The sequence below is a fragment of the Pontibacter sp. JAM-7 genome (genome assembly GCF_048548695.2).
In the GTDB taxonomy this organism is placed as follows: domain Bacteria; phylum Pseudomonadota; class Gammaproteobacteria; order Pseudomonadales; family Balneatricaceae; genus Neptuniibacter.
In genome coordinates this window covers 238,987-260,153 of record NZ_JBLYIF020000005.1, presented here as the reverse complement: position 1 = coordinate 260,153, position 21,167 = coordinate 238,987, and the positions used below count along the sequence as shown (strand labels likewise).

Annotated in this window: 16 protein-coding genes; 6 read left to right on the top strand and 10 right to left on the bottom strand. The window is 51.4% G+C overall.

Annotated elements, in window-relative coordinates:
- The first annotated feature begins 28 nt into the window (after positions 1 to 28).
- Positions 29 to 1,369, top strand: coding sequence for an aminodeoxychorismate synthase component I (pabB, locus tag ACFVYJ_RS09030; RefSeq protein ID WP_419415543.1), 1,341 nt, complete (start codon positions 29 to 31; stop codon positions 1,367 to 1,369).
- Here pabB and ACFVYJ_RS09025 read toward each other — a convergent pair.
- The 4 genes from ACFVYJ_RS09025 to panD form a co-directional block, all read right to left on the bottom strand.
- The gene (locus ACFVYJ_RS09025) at positions 1,360 to 1,611 is read right to left on the bottom strand and encodes a hypothetical protein (RefSeq protein ID WP_419415544.1); all 252 of its coding nucleotides are present in this window, start codon (positions 1,609 to 1,611) and stop codon (positions 1,360 to 1,362) included. The two genes, pabB and ACFVYJ_RS09025, sit on opposite strands and share 10 nt — an antisense overlap.
- Before the next feature lie 43 nt (positions 1,612 to 1,654).
- A complete protein-coding gene (locus ACFVYJ_RS09020; RefSeq protein WP_419415545.1) occupies positions 1,655 to 3,634 on the bottom strand; it encodes a diguanylate cyclase domain-containing protein in 1,980 nt (659 codons plus the stop codon).
- A 152-nt stretch (positions 3,635 to 3,786) separates the two neighbouring features.
- Entirely contained in the window at positions 3,787 to 4,404 is a 618-nt protein-coding gene (gene thrH, locus ACFVYJ_RS09015; RefSeq protein ID WP_419415546.1) for a bifunctional phosphoserine phosphatase/homoserine phosphotransferase ThrH, read from the bottom strand.
- 193 nt (positions 4,405 to 4,597) lie between these two features.
- Complete coding sequence (gene panD, locus ACFVYJ_RS09010; protein WP_419415547.1) at positions 4,598 to 5,032, bottom strand: aspartate 1-decarboxylase; 435 nt, start codon at positions 5,030 to 5,032, stop codon at positions 4,598 to 4,600.
- A gap of 411 nt (positions 5,033 to 5,443) precedes the next feature.
- Here panD and metH point away from each other — a divergent pair, with 411 nt between their 5' ends.
- From metH to ACFVYJ_RS08995, 3 genes are all read left to right on the top strand, one after another.
- Positions 5,444 to 9,145, top strand: a complete 3,702-nt coding sequence (gene metH / locus ACFVYJ_RS09005; protein ID WP_419415548.1) for a methionine synthase — start codon at positions 5,444 to 5,446, stop codon at positions 9,143 to 9,145.
- 77 nt (positions 9,146 to 9,222) lie between these two features.
- Entirely contained in the window at positions 9,223 to 9,978 is a 756-nt protein-coding gene (locus ACFVYJ_RS09000) for a DUF4197 domain-containing protein (protein WP_419415549.1), read from the top strand.
- 11 nt (positions 9,979 to 9,989) lie between these two features.
- On the top strand, positions 9,990 to 10,553 hold the full coding sequence (locus ACFVYJ_RS08995) for a DJ-1 family glyoxalase III (protein WP_419415550.1): 564 nt from the start codon (positions 9,990 to 9,992) through the stop codon (positions 10,551 to 10,553).
- Positions 10,554 to 10,633: 80 nt separating this feature from the next.
- Here ACFVYJ_RS08995 and ACFVYJ_RS08990 read toward each other — a convergent pair whose 3' ends face one another.
- The 5 genes from ACFVYJ_RS08990 to ACFVYJ_RS08970 form a co-directional block, all read right to left on the bottom strand.
- Positions 10,634 to 11,878, bottom strand: coding sequence for a hypothetical protein (locus ACFVYJ_RS08990; protein WP_419415551.1), 1,245 nt, complete (start codon positions 11,876 to 11,878; stop codon positions 10,634 to 10,636).
- 188 nt (positions 11,879 to 12,066) lie between these two features.
- The gene (locus ACFVYJ_RS08985; protein WP_419415552.1) at positions 12,067 to 13,050 is read right to left on the bottom strand and encodes a TIGR00341 family protein; all 984 of its coding nucleotides are present in this window, start codon (positions 13,048 to 13,050) and stop codon (positions 12,067 to 12,069) included.
- 106 nt (positions 13,051 to 13,156) lie between these two features.
- Positions 13,157 to 13,507, bottom strand: coding sequence for a ribosome hibernation-promoting factor, HPF/YfiA family (gene hpf, locus ACFVYJ_RS08980; RefSeq protein WP_419415553.1), 351 nt, complete (start codon positions 13,505 to 13,507; stop codon positions 13,157 to 13,159).
- Positions 13,508 to 13,665: 158 nt separating this feature from the next.
- Positions 13,666 to 14,520 (bottom strand): DMT family transporter, encoded by an 855-nt coding sequence (locus ACFVYJ_RS08975; RefSeq protein ID WP_419415554.1) that lies wholly within the window; start codon positions 14,518 to 14,520, stop codon positions 13,666 to 13,668.
- Between the two features lie 70 nt (positions 14,521 to 14,590).
- The gene (locus ACFVYJ_RS08970; protein ID WP_419415555.1) at positions 14,591 to 17,512 is read right to left on the bottom strand and encodes an insulinase family protein; all 2,922 of its coding nucleotides are present in this window, start codon (positions 17,510 to 17,512) and stop codon (positions 14,591 to 14,593) included.
- 319 nt (positions 17,513 to 17,831) lie between these two features.
- Here ACFVYJ_RS08970 and ACFVYJ_RS08965 point away from each other — a divergent pair, with 319 nt between their 5' ends.
- A complete protein-coding gene (locus ACFVYJ_RS08965; protein ID WP_419415556.1) occupies positions 17,832 to 18,320 on the top strand; it encodes a phasin family protein in 489 nt (162 codons plus the stop codon).
- A 92-nt stretch (positions 18,321 to 18,412) separates the two neighbouring features.
- Here the strand turns inward: ACFVYJ_RS08965 and ACFVYJ_RS08960 are convergent, their stop codons facing one another.
- The gene (locus ACFVYJ_RS08960; protein ID WP_419415557.1) at positions 18,413 to 19,645 is read right to left on the bottom strand and encodes an FAD-dependent monooxygenase; all 1,233 of its coding nucleotides are present in this window, start codon (positions 19,643 to 19,645) and stop codon (positions 18,413 to 18,415) included.
- A gap of 147 nt (positions 19,646 to 19,792) precedes the next feature.
- Between ACFVYJ_RS08960 and dbpA the strand changes: the two genes are divergently transcribed.
- Complete coding sequence (dbpA, locus tag ACFVYJ_RS08955) at positions 19,793 to 21,166, top strand: ATP-dependent RNA helicase DbpA (protein ID WP_419415558.1); 1,374 nt, start codon at positions 19,793 to 19,795, stop codon at positions 21,164 to 21,166.
- Position 21,167 lies beyond the last annotated feature (1 nt).

Below are 21,167 nucleotides of genomic sequence, written 5' to 3'. Positions count from 1 at the left end.
GACCCGGCCTTTCGGAGCCAACTGAGCCTTGTACCCGATCCAGCAACGCAGCCTACCCTACAAGATTAACAGCCTGACTCTGTTTGAGAGAATCAGATCAATGGGCCATGGTGTTTTTCTCGATAGCGGTCGACCCGCTTGCCCTTGGGGCCGGTTTGATATTCTGGCCGCAGCTCCAGTAGAGCTGCTGACCTGCTCGGTTGAAAATCCGGACAACCCTTTTCCGGCGGTTGATCAACTGTACCGTAAGTATGCGCTGGACCTGCCTCAACCTGAGCACCTACCTTTTTGCGGTGGCCTGATGGGTCACTTTAATTACGATTTAGGGCGACGACTGGAAGCGTTACCCAACCGGGCAAGCCAAAGCCATAGCCTGCCAGACCTGCAGCTTGGCCTGTATTTATGGGCCGTGGTGGTCGATCATCAGCGACAACAGACCACACTGGTAGCCGCCCCCTCTGTCCCCAGCAGCCAGCTTGATGATATTGAACAGCAGCTATTAACTGAAGCCAGCGGCAAAACTGCACCCTTTCGATTGCAGCGCCGTTTCAGCGCCAATATCAATGAGACCGAGTATCACCAGAAACTGTCCCAGATTGACCGTTACATCCATGCAGGCGATTGTTATCAGGTCAACTTTGCGCAGCGTTTTGATAGCGAATACCGGGGCGATCCCTGGCACGCCTATCGCCAACTGCGTGAAGTTGCGCCTACCCCGTATGCCGCGTTTATCGATACCGCAGAGGGCGCTATTCTGTCCCTCTCTCCTGAACAGTTTCTTGAAGTTCGCCAAGGGCAAGTGAAGACCCGACCCATAAAAGGCACCCGGCCACGTGCTGCTGATGCAGTTGCGGACCAGGCCTTAAAAGCAGAGCTGCAAGCATCAACAAAAGACCGAGCTGAAAACCTGATGATTGTGGATTTGTTGCGTAATGACCTAAGCCGGGTCTGCCAACACAACAGCGTCAAAGTCCCCGAGCTGTTCAAAGTAGAAAGCTACGCCAATGTTCACCACCTGGTCAGCACCATTACCGGCCAGCTACCGGAAAACGCTTCTCCTGTTGATCTGCTGGAGCACTGTTTCCCCGGTGGCTCGATTACCGGTGCACCTAAAATAAGAGCAATGGAAATAATAGAGGAGCTGGAACCGCATCGACGCTCAATCTATTGTGGCTCGATTGGTTATATCAGCCTGTGTGGACGGATGGATACCAGTATCACCATCCGTACCGTGCTCTGTGAACAGCAAAAAGTCTATTGCTGGGCAGGTGGTGGAATCGTGGCGGATTCCATCACTGAGATGGAGTATCAAGAAACCTTTAACAAGGTAAATAACCTGCTTAACGCGTTGAACAGTACTCAAAAATAGCGCAATAGCAGATACAGGATCATCAACACACAGACAATAATACCCGGCACAGCAATGCGGGATACTTTCTGAAACCGACTTACCGCCTGCTGCTGCAACCGAATTGACGTTTCCATTTGTATCCGGGTACGCTCAACCTGCTCCTTGGCAATCGCCAAGTGCTCCTCCTGTCGTTGCAGTGACTGCCGCTGATTATCTCTGATTTCTGTTAACAGGCTGATCACAGCATCATCGTTTGTCATATGGCATACCTAAGTTAATTTGAGACGAAACACGTTCTGACGACTATTTAGCCGCTAAGGGCGAATAAAACCGGTAATAGCTGCCGGGCACGGATTTGGCCAAATACATAGCACTGTCCGCAGAACGGGTCAGGCTGGCAGTATCCGTGCCATCGACTGGGTACATCCCAATACCCATACTGCATGTAATATGCACGGGGCCGCAGGAAAGCTCATAGGGTCGATCCAGGCGCTGGAGTATCTTCTCAGCGACATTCCGTACCGAAAGCTTATCCTCCGCCGCTTCCACAATGACCACGAATTCATCACCACCCAAGCGCACGATACTGTCATTTTCTCGCATCTCAAGCCGCAAACGATCAGCCACCTGTAACAGCAGCTCATCCCCGGCATGATGGCCAAACTGATCATTAATCGGTTTAAACTTATCCAGATCGATAAACAACACCGCGCACTGACTATTATTACGCTTGGCACGTGCAATGGCATGCCCCAGCCGGTCCTCGAACAAACTGCGATTAGCAAGGCCGGTCAATGGATCATGCAACGCCATTGCATGCAGTAATCGCTCCTGCGCCTTACGCTGACTGATATCCGTAAAAATGGCGACAAAATGCGTCATATTATGCTGATTGTCATACACGGCAGTCATACTGAGGCGTACCGGCAACATGCTGTCATCTGCTAACTTAATCTCTGTGTCGCCCTGCCAGTGCCCCTGTTCCAGAATGGCCTTCATCATCACCTGCCGCATCAGATCAGGGGTGTCCGGCGAAAACAAACGCGCAAAACGCCCCTTCACGTCATCCTCAGAATATCCGGTCATACTCAAATAGGACTGATTAAGGCTCAACACCACCCCGGCACGGCTGGCAATCAAGATGCCATCCCGGCTCCCCTCCAGTACTGTAGCGGACAGCCTAAGCTGGTCCTCTACCGCCCGCTGACTGGTTTGATCCAACACAAAGGCCAGTCCGCGGTCCTGGCTGCCTTCGAGCATAGCGCCCCCCACCATAACCGGCACACGGCGACCCCCCTTATGCAAAAGCTCCTTACTATAAGGCACGCAGTAACCATTTTTCAGGATCTGCTCAATAGCCTGTTCGTCCTGTTCCTGAAAATTAGCCGGCGTCAGCTCGGCCCAGTTAAACGTTTTGGCTGTCAGCTGATCTTTGGAATAACCCAGCAGTTCGAGTGCTGCTGTGTTGGCATCAAGAATCCGACCGGATAACTCCCACTCCACAATGCCCAGCATGCCTGACTCATACAAACTCAGGTAACGACGCTCACTGCGTCTCAGGCGCAGTTCTGTATCGTACAACTGAGCAATAAACCGCCTGACCAGATAAACTGACCCTAGCACCAGCAACAGCATCAGACAGCCCATTGTCAGCGTGGTCACCCACTTAATCCAGCGGGCTCCCTCACTTAGCACTTGGGAAAACTCGGTTTCCAGAGCATGAAGCTGGCTATTAATGACTTCAAGCCGCCGGATCAGATCAGTTCGGTTGATATCACCCTGCTGAATACGTGCATCAACCTCAGCGCCAAGCCTGAACAGCTCCGTTATAATCAGATCTGCTTCAGTCCAGATAGCGATCGCCTGCTTCATGTAACTCACGTTATGAAATAAGCGAAAGACGTTGATAAGACTAGTAATGTCCTGTGGATGGTTGCCCCCTTTAAGAAAACCATCATAAGCCTTCACGACATCTGGCGGGGACTGCTGCAAAGCCTGCCGCGCCTGACGGTCACCCAAAGGGATCAACAAATGTTGTTTAAAGGCTTCATAATCGGCGGGCTTGGCATCGACGGTGTAGCGGTAAAGAGACATGACGGCGTCTTTTTGCGACTTGGCCCACAAGCCTTCGCCACGGACATAAGCCCTGACACCATTCATAGCTTCGGCTTGCAGATAGCCGAGAAAAAAGACAAAGAAGCTCAATGTCAGCAACATAGTGACGATGAAAATGACTTTGCCACGCATGGTGAGCGCAGCAGAAATCGCAGCTGCTGTCGGCATTCGCTTACTCGTCCGAACGTCCCTGATTTTGCACCAGTCTAGCTCGGACATCGGGCCGCTGTCACCGGATGGCGACAGCAAATACTCAAACAGCCGTATGATACCGTCCTGGCGACTACGCCAGAGCGGTATCAATAGGGTAGACCCGTGAGTTAAAGGCTTAGATCACGGTTACTGGCTTTGAGGAACTCTTGCTTCAAATCAGCAAAGGTATGCACTGCCGGGAACTGCGGGAATTCAGCAATAACATTCTCTGGGGCGTGGAACAGAATACCGGCTTCGGCTTGTTTCAGCATGGTGGTGTCGTTGTACGAGTCACCGGCCGCAATAACACGGTAGTTCAGCAGCTGGAATGCGCGTACAGATTGACGTTTCGGATCACGCTGACGCAGAGTGTAATCCGTGATCCGCCCCGCTTCATCCACTTCCAGCTTATGGCACAGCAAAGTTGGGAAACCCAACTGACGCATCAGTGGCTGAGCAAATTCATAAAAGGTGTCAGACAGAATCACCACTTGGAAACGCTCACGCAACCAGTTGATAAAGTCCGCAGCACCCTCTAATGGCGACAACCGGCTAATAGTATTTTGAATTTGTGGCAGAGTCAGCCCGTGCTCATCCAGAATTCGCAGACGCTGCTTCATCAGCACATCATAGTCCGGTATATCCCGGGTGGTGGCTTTCAGCTCTTCGATACCGGTTTCTTCCGCAAATGCAATCCAGATCTCCGGGATCAGCACCCCTTCCAGGTCAAGACAGGCTAGTTCCACAACAGCTTCCTCATGGTATTCATATTGATGCGCCTGAAGCTCTGTTTTCAGGGCGCGGACAACTGCGCGCCAATTTACCCTGCCGGGTAATCGCTTGCAATGCTTATACAAATTTTCACCCAGCCCCGCCGGGGCCGATACAAAAAAGCCACCCGAAGGTGGCTTTTCGACAAGGCGCAGAGCACGCTTGCCATTAAATATCTTTTGGCTGCACCGGTATGGCGCGTTTTACACTGGTCAGCTCATTACGCTGGTGCAATTCTGCATCCGTGGCACCGACACCGCCATCCGATTTGGCGTTTTCAAAATAGCACAGGGTTGGCTGAAACTCGGCAGCTTCTTTCTCGTCCAGTTGAACGTATGAGCACACGATCAGCAGGTCACCCTTGCTGGCCTTATGTGCTGCTGCGCCGTTCACAGAGATGATGCCACTGTTATCTTCAGCTCGGATTGCGTAAGTCGTGAAGCGCTCACCATTGTTGATGTTGTAAATATGGATCATCTCGTATTCGCGAATACCCGATTGGTCCAGTAATACACCATCTATTGCACAGGAGCCCTCATAGTGCAGTTCCGCGTGGGTTACCGTCACGCGATGCAGCTTGGCCTTCAGGAATGTCTGCAGCATAAATAAAACCTGCGTTCTCTCATCCAGGCTGGTAATACCAGCATCATTTTTACCCTGCTATATGAAGCATAAAGCAGGCCAGTTGAGGGCTAACTTCCAAAAGTTAGCGATCAGCCGGAGCTGTTGCACCGCAACTTAACCAGCAGTCAGGTTGAAAAACCCACCCTTCTGATACGGTTATCCCCAGTTAACGGCGGCAAAGGGCGCACATTTTAACACCATTTATATAAAAATTAAGTTTGTAATTACTATTCTTTTGGCCAACGTTGTTGCACCGCCGGTATTCATCATTTTTACCATTAAAATGAGCGCCTTTCATCGCATCTTGCATGAGGGTCACTGCACTCTTTAAGCAATTGATTTAGAATAGCTCACCTATTTTGTAAGGCATTCATTCAACGGGACAGCATAGTGACAGATCAGACCCTTAGCCAACAGCTTAAAAGCACATTGCAACAACGCATCATGATTCTGGATGGTGGTATGGGTACCATGATTCAGGAGCACAAGCTGGAAGAAGCCGATTACCGAGGTGAACGGTTTGCCGATTGGCAAAGTGAAGTCAAAGGTAATAACGACCTGCTGGTGCTGACCCAGGCTAAGCTCATCAAGGATATACACCGCGACTACCTGGATGCCGGGGCGGATATCATTGAAACCAATACCTTCAATGCTACCCGCATCGCCATGGCTGACTACCATATGGAAGCACTCAGCCGGGAAATCAACGTGGTCGCAGCGCGTCTTGCGCGTGAGGCCTGTGATGAGGCTACCGAGGAAACGCCTGATCGGCCCCGCTACGTTGCCGGGGTGTTGGGTCCAACCAACCGCACCTGCTCTATCTCACCGGATGTCAATGACCCAGGTTACCGCAATGTCAGTTTTAATGAGCTGGTAGAAGCGTACACGGAATCACTGGATGGCCTGATCGAGGGCGGTAGTGACATCATTCTGATCGAAACCATCTTCGACACCCTGAATGCTAAGGCCGCTATTTATGCGGTTGAAACCTATTTCGAACAACATGACATCCGCCTGCCGGTGATGATCTCCGGTACCATTACCGATGCCTCCGGCCGTACGCTGTCCGGACAGACCACTGAAGCGTTCTGGAACTCAATTCGCCACGCCCGACCAATCTCGGTCGGCCTGAACTGTGCACTGGGCCCTAAAGAGCTACGCCAGTATGTGCAGGAGCTGTCCCGAATTTGTGAAACCCACGTTTCCGCCCACCCCAACGCCGGTTTGCCCAATGCATTTGGTGGTTACGATGAAACCCCAGAGCAGATGGCGGATGAAATTGGCGAATGGGCGCAGTCTGGCTTTCTGAATGTTGTTGGTGGTTGTTGTGGCACAACCCCGGAGCACATCAAGGCGATTCGCGAAGCGGTTGAAAAACATCCCCCTCGTGCGTTACCGGACATTACCCCAAAATGCCGCCTGGCCGGACTTGAACCACTGAGTATTGGTGCCGACACCCTGTTCGTAAACGTTGGAGAACGAACCAACGTTACCGGGTCTGCTGCATTTAAGCGCCTGATCAAAGAAGGCGATTATGAAACGGCATTGGATGTGGCCCGCCAGCAGGTAGAGAACGGCGCTCAGATTATCGACATCAACATGGACGAAGGCATGTTGGATGCCCATGCCGCCATGTATCGTTTCCTTAATCTGATCGGCTCCGAACCGGATATCGCCCGAGTTCCGGTGATGATCGACTCCTCCAAGTGGGATGTTCTGGAAGTCGGGCTACAGTGTATTCAGGGCAAGGGGGTGGTCAACTCCATCAGCCTCAAGGAAGGTGAAGAAAAATTTATTGAACAGGCCCGTACCATTCGCCGCTACGGCGCTGCCGTCGTGGTCATGGCCTTTGATGAAACCGGCCAGGCTGACACCTACCAACGCAAAACCCAAATTTGTGAACGCTCCTACCGGGTACTGGTGGATAAGGTTGGCTTCCCGCCAGAAGATATCATTTTTGATCCGAACATTTTTGCTGTTGCCACCGGGATTGATGAGCATAACAACTATGCCATGGACTTTATCGAGGCCACCGGCTGGATCAAACAGAATCTACCCCATGCCAAAATCTCCGGCGGCGTATCCAACGTCTCTTTCTCGTTCCGTGGCAACAACCCGGTACGCGAAGCCATCCATTGCGTATTTCTCTACCACGCCATCAAACAGGGCATGGATATGGGTATCGTCAACGCGGGTCAGTTGGCGATCTATGACGACCTGCCTGACGAACTGCGTAACGCAGTCGAGGATGTGATTCAGAACCGGCGGGATGATGCCACTGAACGCCTGCTGGAGATCGCTGAAAAATATCGCGGAGACGGCAGCCAGGTAGATGAAAAACAGGCGCAGGAATGGCGCAGCTGGGAGGTCAATAAACGCCTTGAGCATGCTCTGGTCAAAGGCATCACTGAGTTTATTGAAGAAGATACCGAAGAAGCCCGCCAAAACCATCCGCGCCCACTGCAGGTAATCGAAGGCCCGCTGATGGATGGTATGTCGGTAGTCGGTGATCTATTTGGTGCCGGTAAGATGTTCCTGCCTCAGGTGGTTAAATCGGCCCGCGTAATGAAAAAAGCGGTTGCCTATCTGATGCCTTATATCGAGGCCGAAAAAGATGAGCACAGCAAGGCCAACGGAAAGGTAGTACTGGCCACGGTGAAAGGCGATGTGCATGACATCGGCAAAAACATCGTCGGCGTGGTTCTGCAGTGTAATAACTATGAGATTATCGACCTTGGCGTGATGGTGTCAGCAGAAACCATTCTGCAAACCGCGCGGGAGCATAATGCAGATGTGATCGGCCTGTCAGGCCTGATCACACCCTCTCTGGACGAGATGGTGCATGTGGCCAAAGAGATGGAACGTCAAGGCTTTGATATCCCCTTACTGATCGGTGGTGCTACCACCTCAAAAGCCCATACTGCAGTGAAAATCGAGCCAGCCTATAAACGGGATCAGGTGGTTCATGTGACTAACGCCTCCCGTGCTGTGAACGTTGTCTCTGCCCTTCTTGGCGAAAAGAAAACAAATTATATCAAAGAGATAAAGGAAGATTATGAAGCAGTACGTGAACGCCATAAAGCGCGCATGACTGACAAGCGTCGCGTCAACCTGCAAGCAGCACGGGACAATCGCTTTGCCATCGATTGGGAGAACTACACACCACCAGTACCGGTTCACCCGGGCATCCATGTGTTTGACGATATCCCGCTGGACGAGATCCTACCCTACTTTGACTGGACGCCATTTTTCCATTCCTGGGAACTGGCGGGCCGCTATCCCCGTATTCTCAAGGACGAGATTATCGGTGAAGAAGCCACTCGCCTGTTTCATGATGCTCAGGCGATGCTGAAACAACTGGTCAAGGAGAAACAACTGCAGGCCAAAGCGGTCATTGGTCTGTTTCCGGCCAATAGCACCGACAGCGACGATATAGAACTCTACACCGACGACAGCCGTACGACTGTGCTTGAGACACTGCACCATCTGCGACAGCAAACTGAAAAAGTTGCCGGCAAACCCCACATGTGTCTGTCCGACTTTATCGCCCCTAAATCCAGTGGCAAAGCCGATTATCTGGGGGCCTTTGCCGTCACCGCCGGCCATGGCTGTGACGAACTGGTTGCACATTACGAAGCAGACCATGATGATTATAATGCCATTATGGTCAAAGCACTGGCTGACCGATTTGCCGAAGCCCTCGCTGAGCTGATGCATGACCGTGTACGCCGTGATATCTGGGGTTATGCCCGTCAGGAAAACCTGAGTAACGATGAGTTAATCGCTGAAAAATATCAGGGTATCCGACCGGCACCGGGTTATCCCGCTTGCCCGGAACACACTGAGAAAGGTTTGCTCTGGCAGCTACTGGATGTAGACAATACCGCCAACATGACCATAACCGATTCCTACGCCATGCTGCCCACCGCTGCAGTCAGCGGCTGGTATTTCAGTCATCCTGAATCGCAGTATTTCGGTGTTGCCAAAATTGGCGAAGATCAGGTTGATGACTACGCCAAGCGTAAAGGCTGGGAGAAAGCCGAAGCCGAACGCTGGCTGGCACCAAACCTCGGTTATGAGCCGGAAGAATAAACCCAACGCCCGTCACCGACGGGCGTTTTTGTTTCCGTAATAAGGCATATACTTTAGGCATTCAACGGAGGATCCCCATGCGAAAAAACACTTTAACGATCTGCTGCCTGCTCAGCCTGAGTCTGTCTGTTGCCACCAGCCATGCAGGCTGGAAAGATCTGGTAAAAGATATAAAAGAGAGTGGCGAGCAAATTCTGCAACAACCGGATAACACCACAACCAGCAACCTTGATACCAGCACCCTGATTGCAGGCCTGAAAGAAGCCCTGCAAGTCGGCAGTCAACGCGTTGTCGAAACGGTTAGCCAGCCCGGTGGCTACCTGGATAACCCCAAAATTCGCATTCCCCTGCCTCCCAGCATCGACAAGGTCGCTGGCATCCTTAAAAAATATGGGTTGGAAAGTCAGGTGACTGAGTTTGAACACAGCATCAACCGGGCAGCTGAAAATGCGGCACCTCAGGCAGCCGAACTGCTGGTGACGGCAGTGAAGGAGATGAGCATTGAAGATGCCAAAAAAATCTACCAGGGGGCCGACAATGCTGCGACTGAATATTTTGAGGAGCACACCCGGGGCAAATTACAGCAATTATTTATGCCCGAGGTAAACAGCTCGTTACAACAGGTCGGTGCTACACGTTATTACTCGCAATTAGCAGGTGAAGCCAAAAGCTTGCCTTATGTGGGTGACCAACTGAACGTAGACCTGGACCAATACGTAACCGATCAGGCACTGGACGGCCTGTTTACCATGCTGGCAGTTGAAGAGAAGAAGATTCGTGACAACCCTGCCGCACGGACTACCGAGCTGCTCAAACAGGTATTTAGTCAGTAAGGAGGTCTGTTATGCCCAGCGCACTGATCGTGCTGGCAGAAGGTGTCGAAGAGATTGAGGCCGTCACCCAGATTGATGTCCTGCGCCGCGCCGGCGTCGATGTCACGGTGGCCGCCACGGTATCGAAAACCGTCACCTGTGCCAGAGGTGTCAGGTTACTGGCCGATACCCATCTCGATGAGATCACTGACCAGATATTTGATCTGATCACTCTGCCCGGCGGCATGCCGGGTGCGGAGCACCTACGGGACAGCAGCAATCTGATCAAAATGTTACAGGCACAAATGTCGGCAGATCGCTGGTTAGGGGCTATTTGCGCTACCCCGGCCGTCGCCCTCTTACCACATGGTCTGCTGACCGGTCGTCAGGCCACCTGTTATCCCGCTTTTCAATCGGCATTAGCGCAGGACCCACATTGCCAACTGGTTGATGCTGCGGTGGTCTGTGATGGCAATCTGATCACCAGCCAAGGGCCGGGGACCGCACAAGTATTTGCGCTCACACTGGTAGAAATATTGTGTGGGCAGCAGGTCAGGCAACAGATAACCACCGATATGCTGACCGATTTACGCTAAGCTTCGCGAGACTGAACAAAAAAGCCGGCAGTCTGCCGGCTTTTCATCACAATGGCACCACCTTGTCGGCGGTCATGCCATCAAATTTCATCAATATCATTAAAATCTTTTTCATCAACAACCACAGTATCGCGAAGCTTTACCTGCCCAGCGCCTGCATGTTTTTCCGACAGCTTCAGATCATCACCAATAAAAGCATCGTTAAGGCTTACCTGCAGACCACCCATACCCTCTTCTTCAACTTCTACATCACCTTCAACCCAGATATCGCGCATACGGACTAACACATCTGCGTTGCCCTCTTCTGACACTTTAATCGCCTCGTCGGCATTTCCGGCGGCATAAATATCCATCAGGTCCAGATCAACCAAATTGCCTTCGCCTTCACCTTCTGTATCAAAATCCAGGCCTTCATCATAGTTATCAACAATACTAATGTTGTTAATCACGCCACTGATACCACCGGGGCCGGCCTCATCAATATCAAACGCATCATCGACATCAGGATCACCATCATCATTACAACTCGGGTCAATCGCAATGGGGTCTTCAACCAGCTCATCTGAGCAATAAGCACCGTTACCAATAAAATCACTGTTACGGACATGCACGATCACACTGCCTTCATTGCCTTCATCCAGCTCAATACCGTCACCGCCGACATTAAGGAAATGGGAATCTGTAGCGTTTAACACAATATCACCAGCACCCCGGTCATCAACCCGAAGTCCATCGGCATCCTGTTTCCCGAAACCGACACCATCAATAACCACGTTGTTCAGTTGCACATAAATGGACGCCGCAGAACCTTCTCCCGCACCGCCCGAACCACCACCACAGGCATCACCCAGAGAGCAATCAGACACATGCACACCATGATTCCCGGTGCCTGTAACCGTTACATTGGTCAGTTTCAGACTGACCATACCCACCCGCTCTTCTGGTACAGCAATATACAGCCCTTTGCCACCGCCCGGGTTCTCAATGCTATATCCGCCGGGACCTGCGAACGACAGATCAGAGATAGTCAGATCAGCCCCGGTGGATACCATCAGCAGGCTATCATCCATTACGCCCATCACACGCTGCCCGGAGCCTTTGATAGAGACTGCAGTTTCAGCGTCATAAACCAGAGATGAATTCAGAATGATATCGCCAACCGCTGGTGTGATGACAATTTTACTGGCACCACTGGCCAGTGCTGCACGCAAAGAACCAACGCCGCTGTCTGCAGCGTTGGTCACCATGGCAGCAGGGGCTGCCATTGCACCAGCGGAGATAAGTAAACTGCCAAACATGGCCAAACGCAGCGCTTTCTGTTTCATCACAATGTCCCTTGAATTGATTTAGTTGCCCTTGTCAGGCGCATCAATCCAATAAACTAACGGGAGTTCATGACAAACTGATTGCAGTAAACAACTCCGCTCTGCCAGGCGAATGACTGATAGGCTACCGAAAACAAAACGTCGGATTAAACAAACACACTGGATAGCAACACCAGACTTAGGCCAGCTTATAACGCTGGAATATGGCTTCGTAAATAGATGACCACGATCAACAGCAGCAGTGTAATCACCCAACCCAGCAGATAACGGATCATGGCCCGTCGTGCCTGGGTCTTCTCAAACCAGGTACGGGGGCTGATACCACGGAACAGAAAGACCAGTTTACTGGCCAGATTGACGCTGACAATATTCACTGCCAGCAACAGTGCGGCCCCCCAGGCCAGCGAAGGCTGCCCGGCCCCCATCAGTAAACCAAAGGTTGCTGCCGGAGGCAGTAGCGCAACCGCCACCATCACGCCAACCAACACACTGGGTAAACCGGTGGTCAGAGATAAAGCCGCTGCAGTACCTGAGGCCAGCGCCAGCAACACCGATTCAAGGCCTACATTCGTGCGTAACATAATCTCCGGGCTGCTTAACTCACCAGACCAGAGCATACCTGTCACGGCTGCCAGTGCTATCGATAACATCACCCCAATCAGCAGCGTTTTTGCCGCCATACGCATCAAGTGGATATCCCCCAGTGCGGTACCAAGGCTGAGTGCCAGATTCGGTCCAAGCAGTGGGGCGATCACCATCGCGCCAATAATAACGGCAACGTTATTTTCAATCAGGCCAATCGTGGCAACCACGGTGGAGAGAATAACCAGAAGAAAAAAATTACAATCCAGCCGGGCACCCTTATCGACTTCCTGATACAGCGATTCACGGGCTGCTTTAGCTTCCTGGTGATCGACTTTTTCTTTATCCGGTTGCGGCAAAGCAGCTTCAACTGGCAACACCAGAATGCGTGCTGTAGGTTGCGCACCTAACAGGGTCTGCAGTTTATCCAATACGGTTTGCAGCTGGGTATCATTCACCAGCACGCGCATGCTTTGCATGCCGTCTTCGCCCACGAGACCGAAACGCAGATCTTCTGCTTTCACCGATGCAGCAAGTTCTTTGATGGTAGCTGCACTTCTCTCACTCGCAATAACTTCGATATATTTCATGCCTTTCCCTGCCAGAGACCCTCTGCTATTACGATACAGCCATGGCTACTAAATAATAAAGCCCGACAGGTGCCGGGCTTTATTTGCAAGAATTAATCAGGCTCTGTTACACAGGTTCAGCAGAGGCCTCAAGGTCATCTTCAATCTCAACAACAGGCTTCTGAACACCTTTTTTGTTGGTATGTTTCTGATGCTCCTTATCTAACTGTTTATTGATTTTATCTTCCAATGCATCCAGAGCAGCGTATAGGTTGTCAGCGACTGCTTTAGCAAAGAGGTCTTTACCGGCGATATGGACACGCGCCTCTGCCAGCTCTTCCCGGTCATTTTTCTCAATGATGATCTGAGCACTGCTAATGTCATCATAGCGCTGCTGACAAGTTTCCAGCCATGCCTCAATACGCTCTCTTACACTAGGGGATACTTTGTCATTGCGGTGAGTGATGTTGATGTTCATTATTTTTTTCCTTAATGCAAAGTTATCTTGCACTTACAGTAGTACCACTTTGAAAGAGGAAAACAAAATGTTTTTTTGTCCGAAATATAAAAAATTGATCCAGGCAAAAAAAAACCTGAAAACACCGCAGAATTACTTCTTAGTCCGTTGTTTTTAAGCTATTTTTTATATTGGAATGTGGCGCTCAACAACCCGGATATTACCACCAAAGCAATCCCGCCAAGCGTTACCCAGTCGAGAATTTCACCCCAGATTAGCCAGCCAAACATGGCAGCAAACGCCACTGACGCATAGGTAAACGGGCCGAGTTGAGCCGCCGGTGCCAGACCATATCCGCGACTTAATAATAGTTGCGCCAGGGTTGAGGTGACCGCCATCAACAACAACCAGCCCCACTGCAGCAGGCTCGGCGCTTGCCAGACAAGTGCCGCCGGAATGGCCGCTAACAGACTGCTGAACAAGGCAAAATAAAACACCACCCTGTGCGCAGGTTCCGACACACTCATACGACGGATCACTACCTTAGCCAAGGCCCCCAGCATGGCACCCGCTAATGCAATCACCACAGCATAATCAAAGCTCCCCGCTACCGGATTGAGGATCAGAAAAACGCCGATAAAACCGATCAGTATCGCCATCAGAACCGCTGAGCTGACCCGCTCCCCCAGCCACCAAAATGCGAACAACGGCATAAAAAACGGCGCTGTCTGTTTCAACAGCGCCGCCTCTGCCAAGGCTAGGTGTCCCCAGGAATAATACAGGCAAAGCATCGCAGTGACGCCCACCAATGCACGTAATAGATGCAGATGAATACATTGGGTGGCAATAGATTGCAGCCCCTGACGCATCATCCAGGGTAACATCAGCATCAAGCCAAACAGATTCCGCACAAATACGATTAAGGCAGTACTGACTTCATCAGATATCTGCTTCACCACCATGCCAGAACACACCAGAAACAACTCTGCCAACAAAATCAAAAGTGCAGCCCTGTGGGGTGCATATTCCTGCATTAGCGGTTCCCATGGACATAGAGAAGGGCTGCCGCACCTGAGCAGTGCGGCATTAAACAGTGCTGCTCAGTTATACCTGCAGCACTTCAAACGCCTCAGGTAGAGACTCCGCCTGGCGGGCACCGGTTAGCACTGCAACACTGGCCTGGTCCGAACGCAGATAGGTTTGAGCGACCCGTTTCAGGTCATCTATGGTCACTGCTAGAATGCGATTACGGAACTGTCGACGCTGCTCAGGGGAACGGCCATACAGGTTGCTGTGGAAAGCCTGTTTCGCTTCACCAGCCGGTGAACCTGGCTTATCAATTGAGCTGACAACACCCAGTATTGCTTCCTCCAGCTTCTGGTAATCATGTTCGGATTCCAGCAACCAGTCGACTGACTTATCAAAATCATCCAGCGTCTCCAGCAAGCGGGGATCGCGATAAGAGAAGAAGCGGAATACTGCATCGGATGAGTCCTGCCCAGCACCTGATCCATAAGCCCCACCTCGTTCACGAATAGCACGGTGCAGGTAACCATTACGCAGGAATTCACCCAGAATGGTCAGTGCCGCAGCGTCAACATGTTCAACCGTTACAGTTGGGTAAGCCTTGGCACAGAAGCTGACCTGGGTGCTGGTCGTCCAAGCCTGAGTCACCGTTTCGCGAACCGGGGGTAGAGAAAGCGTCTGCACATCAGCCAACAATTGTGGCTGCCAAAGCTGCTCCAGCGACTGTTGCAGTTGCGCCTGGTGCTCCTCTTCAGCCACCACCAGATACTGCCTTGGTGCTTGCTGAATTTTCAGGTGCAGCGCTGCTAATTCATCTGCCAGCGCCTGCAACGATTGTGGTTGCTGACTGGCTTCATCTAACTGTTTATAAAAAGCAACCGAAGCCAAACCCCGGGTGCAATGTGCCTGCAGCGCAACCGGACTCATCCGAGCCACGGCCGCCATGATCGCCATTGCGTGCCCCTGCCCGGTGATGCCCTGCTCTTTACGTACCCGCTGCTGGGCGACGACTTCACGAATGCGTGACAGCTCATCAAACCTGGCTTCAGCCAGTGTTTGCTGTAACAAAGCAGCGAGTTCATGTTCCTTGGCCAGCAACGCCTTGCCGGACAGGGTGAAACTGCCACTCACCTTCTGCTCGTCATCTATCGCACCACGCAGGCTGGCGAAGGAATGAATACCACCGCTAACCTCCGCCTGAAACTGCTGATTTTCCTGATATGAACGCTGGCCGCAGCCCAATTCAGTCAGCAAAATGCCATACAGGGGTAGCAGTTGTAGCTCGCGTTCATTCAATTGCGGCAAGGTAATGATGATCTGCTGATATACCAGACCATTCGTGCCGGCATCATAACGCACCAGCGGCAGTGCACTCGTCTGCTCCGTCGGCAGTGGGATTTTCATCTCTCGCGGGACATCATCAAGTGTGACTTTAGGCAATATGGATTCATCATCCACCTGTTCCTGACGCGCTTCCAACGCATTTGCCTGGGCAATAATACGTTCTTGGTCAGCTTCGGTAAGCTGCTGCTGCATGGCATCCAGCTGTTGCCGTTCAGCAGCGTCACGATGGGTGGTCAGTTGATTATCCGGGCGCAGCGTCAATCGCACCCGGTGCGGGTTATCGAGTAACTCTCGCACCATTGTCTGGATAAAGTCTGGTTCAGCTGCAGCAGCCCGTAAACGTTCTAATGCCGGATCAAGGTTCAGCAGCGCCATCGGATTACCACCATGTACGGCTGCACCCAGACAAGACATGATGAGACTCAAGCCATATGGGTAACCATCACCGTTGATCTCTCGCTGGTGCAGCTCAAGCTGATGTAGCTGAGCCTCCAGCATATTCTGCGGCACACCCTCTTTCGCGACCTGCTCCAGGACCTCCAGTACCAGCGCCTCGAATGCATCAGCATTGTCTGGTTCACTGCCTTCGAGGCCACACATAAAGCTCATCTCTTTGTTGCTGTCCTCCAGCCCGCAAAGCGGTGAAGGCGCGCTACCCAGCTGAGTGGTTTCCAATGCATGACGCAATGGCGAGGCACTGTTATCCAGCAATACACGCGACAACAGATGCGCTTTTAGCTGTTCATCCAGATCATTGCTGTGGCCCAGAAGCCAGCCCAAAACATGGTGAGTTTTACCGGAGGTATCCTCTTGATCCAGTTCATAAGCCTCTTCTACCCGAACCGGGGAGAAATACCGCTTTTCATCCGGTACAGAAATCTGTTTATCCAGTTTGTCAAAACGCGCCAGCGCCTGATCTTCAAACCGCGCCTGTAATTCATCTGCGGGAATATCACCGAATGTTACCAGTACGGCATTACTCGGGTGATAGTGGGTGCGGTAAAACTCGAGCAACTCCTGATAGGTCAGATCGGGAATACACTGAGGTTCACCACCACTGTTATGGTGATAGGTGGTGGTTGGAAACAGGTACTTAGTGGTTGATTGCCATAAACGCGAAATGGGCGAACTCATGGCACCTTTCATTTCGTTATACACCACACCTTTGTATTCCAGCGGCGTACTGGGGTCATTTTTATCCTTGAACTCTACCCGGTGACCTTCCTGTAGAAAATCGAGTTCATCCAGCCGACTAAAGAACACGGCATCCAGATAAACATCCAGCAGGTTAAAAAAATCTTTCCGATTCTGGCTGGCAAAGGGATAACAGGTCCAGTCACTACTGGTCATCGCATTCATGAAGGTATTAAGCGAGCGACGGGTCATCATGAAGAACGGGTCACGTACCGGGAAGCGCTCACTGCCACATAGCGCGGTATGTTCAAGAATATGGGCAACGCCTTTGGAATCTTCCGGCACGGTACGTAACGCTACCAGGAAAACATTCTCACTATGATCGGCAGCAATATGATAATGCGGCATGCCGGTTTTGCGGTGGACGTACTCATTGACTTCAATCCCCAATGACTCGATAACCTGAGTCTGGTTGAAATCAAAGGCTGCATGGCAACTGGATACACCGGTCTGAGTAGGCATAAAAAACAACTGTCCTTTGTTTTGCAACGGCGACACCGCCTTATGCAGTGTCATAGATAATTTAATTGTAAAGACTATAGCTATAGATGAACAACATTGACCGAGATTAGATGCAGGCGTTCATTGGGCATTTCTCGTCAACTATTTTCTAACCGCTATAAAAACCTGTTTTTTGACTATGCTGAACTTGGCTCAGAATAGCTTGATAACTTTTTTGTGCGACGCACAAAAAAATAATTGACAGGCTATTTTTCAATCACTATATTAATCTCAATGCTGCAACGCACAAAACCAGCTTAGATTCTCAGAGGGATAAGCAATGTACGAAGATCTGTTGAAAGACGTTCAAGAGAAAATGAAACCTGCCATCGACGTGGCTGAAGCCAACAAGAAAGCTGTTGAGGCTCTGTTCTCCCTACAGTCTGAATACGTTACAGATTTCGTTGACTCCAGTGTTGCCCAGATGAAGGCACTGTCTGAAACCAAAGATCCTAAAGAAGCTGTTGATCTGCAACTGCAGTTCTTTAAAGGTCTGGAAGAAAAACTGACTTCAGTTGCCGAAAAAGAACTGGCTGCCCTGACTGACGCGAAAGAAGAAATTGCCGGCATCATCGAAAAAAGCCTGGCTGAAATTGGTGAAATGCCTTATTTCACCGACTTCAACAAGTTCATGACTGATGCTGTAGAAGCCGCAACTGCTGCAACAGCCGCCGCTACTGAAGCAGCGACCGAAGCGCCAGCAGCACCAAAGGCGCCAGCTAAACGCGCTCCAGCTAAGCGCAAAGCTGCCCCTAAAAAGGCTGAGTAATTCATGCCCCGGAGTCGGCTAGACTCCACTTCTCTACTCTGGCTGGTTAACACCTAGCCTAATCTTTCGCCGGTCGCCCTGACCGGCTTTTTTTATTTCAGCGATTCACCACGCGCCAGCGCGGGTAACATACCACCCTGCAAACCTGTTGCCAGCTCAATTACCTTTTGTTTTATCGGGCCGGCTCTTTCGGCCAGTCCCAAACCAATATTGCGCAACAATTTTAGCGCCGTGTTGTCGTTGCTGAAGACACGATAAAACATATCCATCGTTTGCATCATCATCAGATTATGTGCCCAGCGTTGTTTCTGGTACCGCCGCAAAACATCCAATTGACTGAAATCACGCTGCTCTAGCTGAGCATCAAGAATGACTTCAGCCAACGCAGCGGCATCCAATAAACCGATGTTAACTCCCTGCCCGGCTAACGGATGAATCATATGAGCAGCGTCTCCCACTAACGCCAGTCCCTCAGCCACATAACTTTGCGCATGCTGGCGACGTAACGGGAAGCTACCAACTGACAGTACCTCACGAATGGCACCCAGTTCAGCGGGAAATTGCGCCATAAACGCTTCGCGTAGCGCACTGCTATCAAGCTGTTTCAACTGCTGTACCGCCTCCGCTGTGTTGTACCAAACCAAAGAGGCATGAGGACCAGAGAGCGGTAAAAACGCCAGTGGCCCGGTCGGCGTAAATTGCTGCCAGGTGATATCCTGTTGTGGATAGTCAGTGATAACAGAAGCAACCAAGGCATGTTGGTCGTAATCCCACTTAGTCACACCGATACCTGCCGCCTGACGTACTCTGGAATCACCACCATCTGCAGCCACCAATAAGCGAGTAACCAGGGTACGGCCATCCTGCAGGTTAATCAGGCTACTGGCAGGTGCGTAGTCGACTTGCCGCACCTCGGTGGGACAGATCAGGCTGATATTATCAAACTGCTCAAGGCGCTCGAGCAGTGCCAACTGGATAATGCGGTTTTCTACAATGTGGCCAAGACAGGACTGATTGATTTCATCAGCATTAAACTCTGTGGATGCGAGATGCGTACTCTTCTCCCACACCTTCATACGCCGGTAAGCGCACAGCCGCCGCTGGCAAACCCCCTGCCAAACGCCCAACTGTTGTAGAATATTCTGCGATGCAAGACTGAGGGCGGAGACCCTAAGATCATGGGGCTGCTCAGCTGAGAACGGCGCTGGATAGCGGTGTTCAAGCACCGCCACTTTAAGATCAGTATCACCCAGTGCACAGGCCAGCGTTGCACCAACCATGCCCCCGCCGACTATTATCACGTCAAAACGCACTTGCTCGTTCACAGACATACCACCTCTGAAATCTGATGCGCCACAGTATAACCAAAGCGACTCTGTCTTGCTTGCTCTAGCGCTGGCACAGCTGACCATTACGCGCAATCCGTAAGCCAATGCTTTATAATGCGCGCCTTAATTTGCGAGTATATAAACGTGTCTGAGTCTCAGGTTGATCAACTTCCTCTGGTGTCCGCTTTGCGGGAAAACCTTAACGCTTTAGGGTATACCACCCTGACGCCTATCCAGCAGCAATCACTGCCTGTATTACTGAAAGGGCAGGATCTGATAGGCAAGGCAAAAACCGGAAGCGGCAAAACCGTGGCGTTTGGTATCGGGCTGCTGCATCGGCTTGATAATCAACGCAGTGCGACTCAGGGATTGGTACTCTGTCCGACGCGGGAACTGGCTGATCAGGTATCCCGCGAGTTACGCAAACTCGCACGTTATCGTCCCAATACCAAGATACTCACGCTGTGTGGCGGACAACCCATTGGGCCTCAGATCGGTTCACTCGAGCATGGTGTGGATATTGTTGTGGGCACACCTGGCAGGATTCAGGACCATCTACGTAAAGGCACGCTATCCCTTGAAGGGGTACATACAGTGGTCCTCGACGAAGCTGACAGAATGCTGGAGATGGGTTTTGCCGAGGCGATCAGTACCATCCTTGGACAGACGCCACCGACGCGGCAGACACTATTGTTTTCAGCCACCTACCCAGAGGCTATCGCCGAGCTATCGGCCATTTATCTGAATAACCCGGCCACCGTTGAAATAGAAGACTCGGGGACACAAACCTTAATACAACAGCGGTTTTACCGGGTTGATAAACAGCAGAAGCAACAGGCACTGCTGCAGGTATTGAGTACCTTTCAGCCAGAATCCTGCCTGATTTTCTGTAACACCAAAAACACCTGCGAAGAACTGATGCAATTCCTGCAACAATATCGCTACAGTTCAGCAGCACTGCATGGTGATCTTGATCAGCCCACCCGTGACCGGGTGTTGGTCAAATTCAGTGGTCGCAGCCTCAGAATCTTGATTGCCACCGATGTGGCGGCCCGCGGACTGGATGTCGATGAACTGCCTTGTGTCATCAGCTACGACTTAACCCGTGACCCAGAAGTGCATATCCACCGGGTGGGGCGTACCGGTCGCGCCGGCAACAAAGGACTGGCCATTAGCCTGATAGCGGACTCAGAAACGTACAAACTCGAAACCATCAGCGAACTGCAGAATGCCAATCACCGGGTAGCAGAACTGCCACCCGGGCGCACCGACTATGTGCCAAGTAAACCAGCAATGGTTTCGTTGTGTATCAGTGGGGGGCGTAAAAACAAACTAAGACCTGGCGACATCCTGGGTGCGCTGACTGGTAAAAATGGTATTGCCGGCAGCCAAGTCGGCAAAATCCAAATTTTTGACTTCATCAGTTATGTCTCAGTGCGCAGAGAGGCGGTTAGCAGCGCACTCGATAAATTAGCGGACAACATCAAGGGCAAGCGTTATAAGGTCAGACGCTGCTGAG

Excerpts from the sequence above, each read along its gene's own strand:
- ACFVYJ_RS09025 (WP_419415544.1), bottom strand. The coding sequence starts at position 1,611 with ATGACAAACGATGATGCTGTGATCAGCCTGTTAACAGAAATCAGAGAT.
- ACFVYJ_RS09000 (WP_419415549.1), top strand. The coding sequence starts at position 9,223 with ATGCGAAAAAACACTTTAACGATCTGCTGCCTGCTCAGCCTGAGTCTG.
- ACFVYJ_RS08975 (WP_419415554.1), bottom strand. The coding sequence starts at position 14,520 with ATGCAGGAATATGCACCCCACAGGGCTGCACTTTTGATTTTGTTGGCA.
- ACFVYJ_RS08990 (WP_419415551.1), bottom strand. The coding sequence starts at position 11,878 with ATGAAACAGAAAGCGCTGCGTTTGGCCATGTTTGGCAGTTTACTTATC.
- panD (WP_419415547.1), bottom strand. The coding sequence starts at position 5,032 with ATGCTGCAGACATTCCTGAAGGCCAAGCTGCATCGCGTGACGGTAACC.
- ACFVYJ_RS08965 (WP_419415556.1), top strand. The coding sequence starts at position 17,832 with ATGTACGAAGATCTGTTGAAAGACGTTCAAGAGAAAATGAAACCTGCC.
- ACFVYJ_RS08995 (WP_419415550.1), top strand. The coding sequence starts at position 9,990 with ATGCCCAGCGCACTGATCGTGCTGGCAGAAGGTGTCGAAGAGATTGAG.
- ACFVYJ_RS08970 (WP_419415555.1), bottom strand. The coding sequence starts at position 17,512 with ATGCCTACTCAGACCGGTGTATCCAGTTGCCATGCAGCCTTTGATTTC.
- ACFVYJ_RS09020 (WP_419415545.1), bottom strand. The coding sequence starts at position 3,634 with ATGCCGACAGCAGCTGCGATTTCTGCTGCGCTCACCATGCGTGGCAAA.
- ACFVYJ_RS08985 (WP_419415552.1), bottom strand. The coding sequence starts at position 13,050 with ATGAAATATATCGAAGTTATTGCGAGTGAGAGAAGTGCAGCTACCATC.
- hpf (WP_419415553.1), bottom strand. The coding sequence starts at position 13,507 with ATGAACATCAACATCACTCACCGCAATGACAAAGTATCCCCTAGTGTA.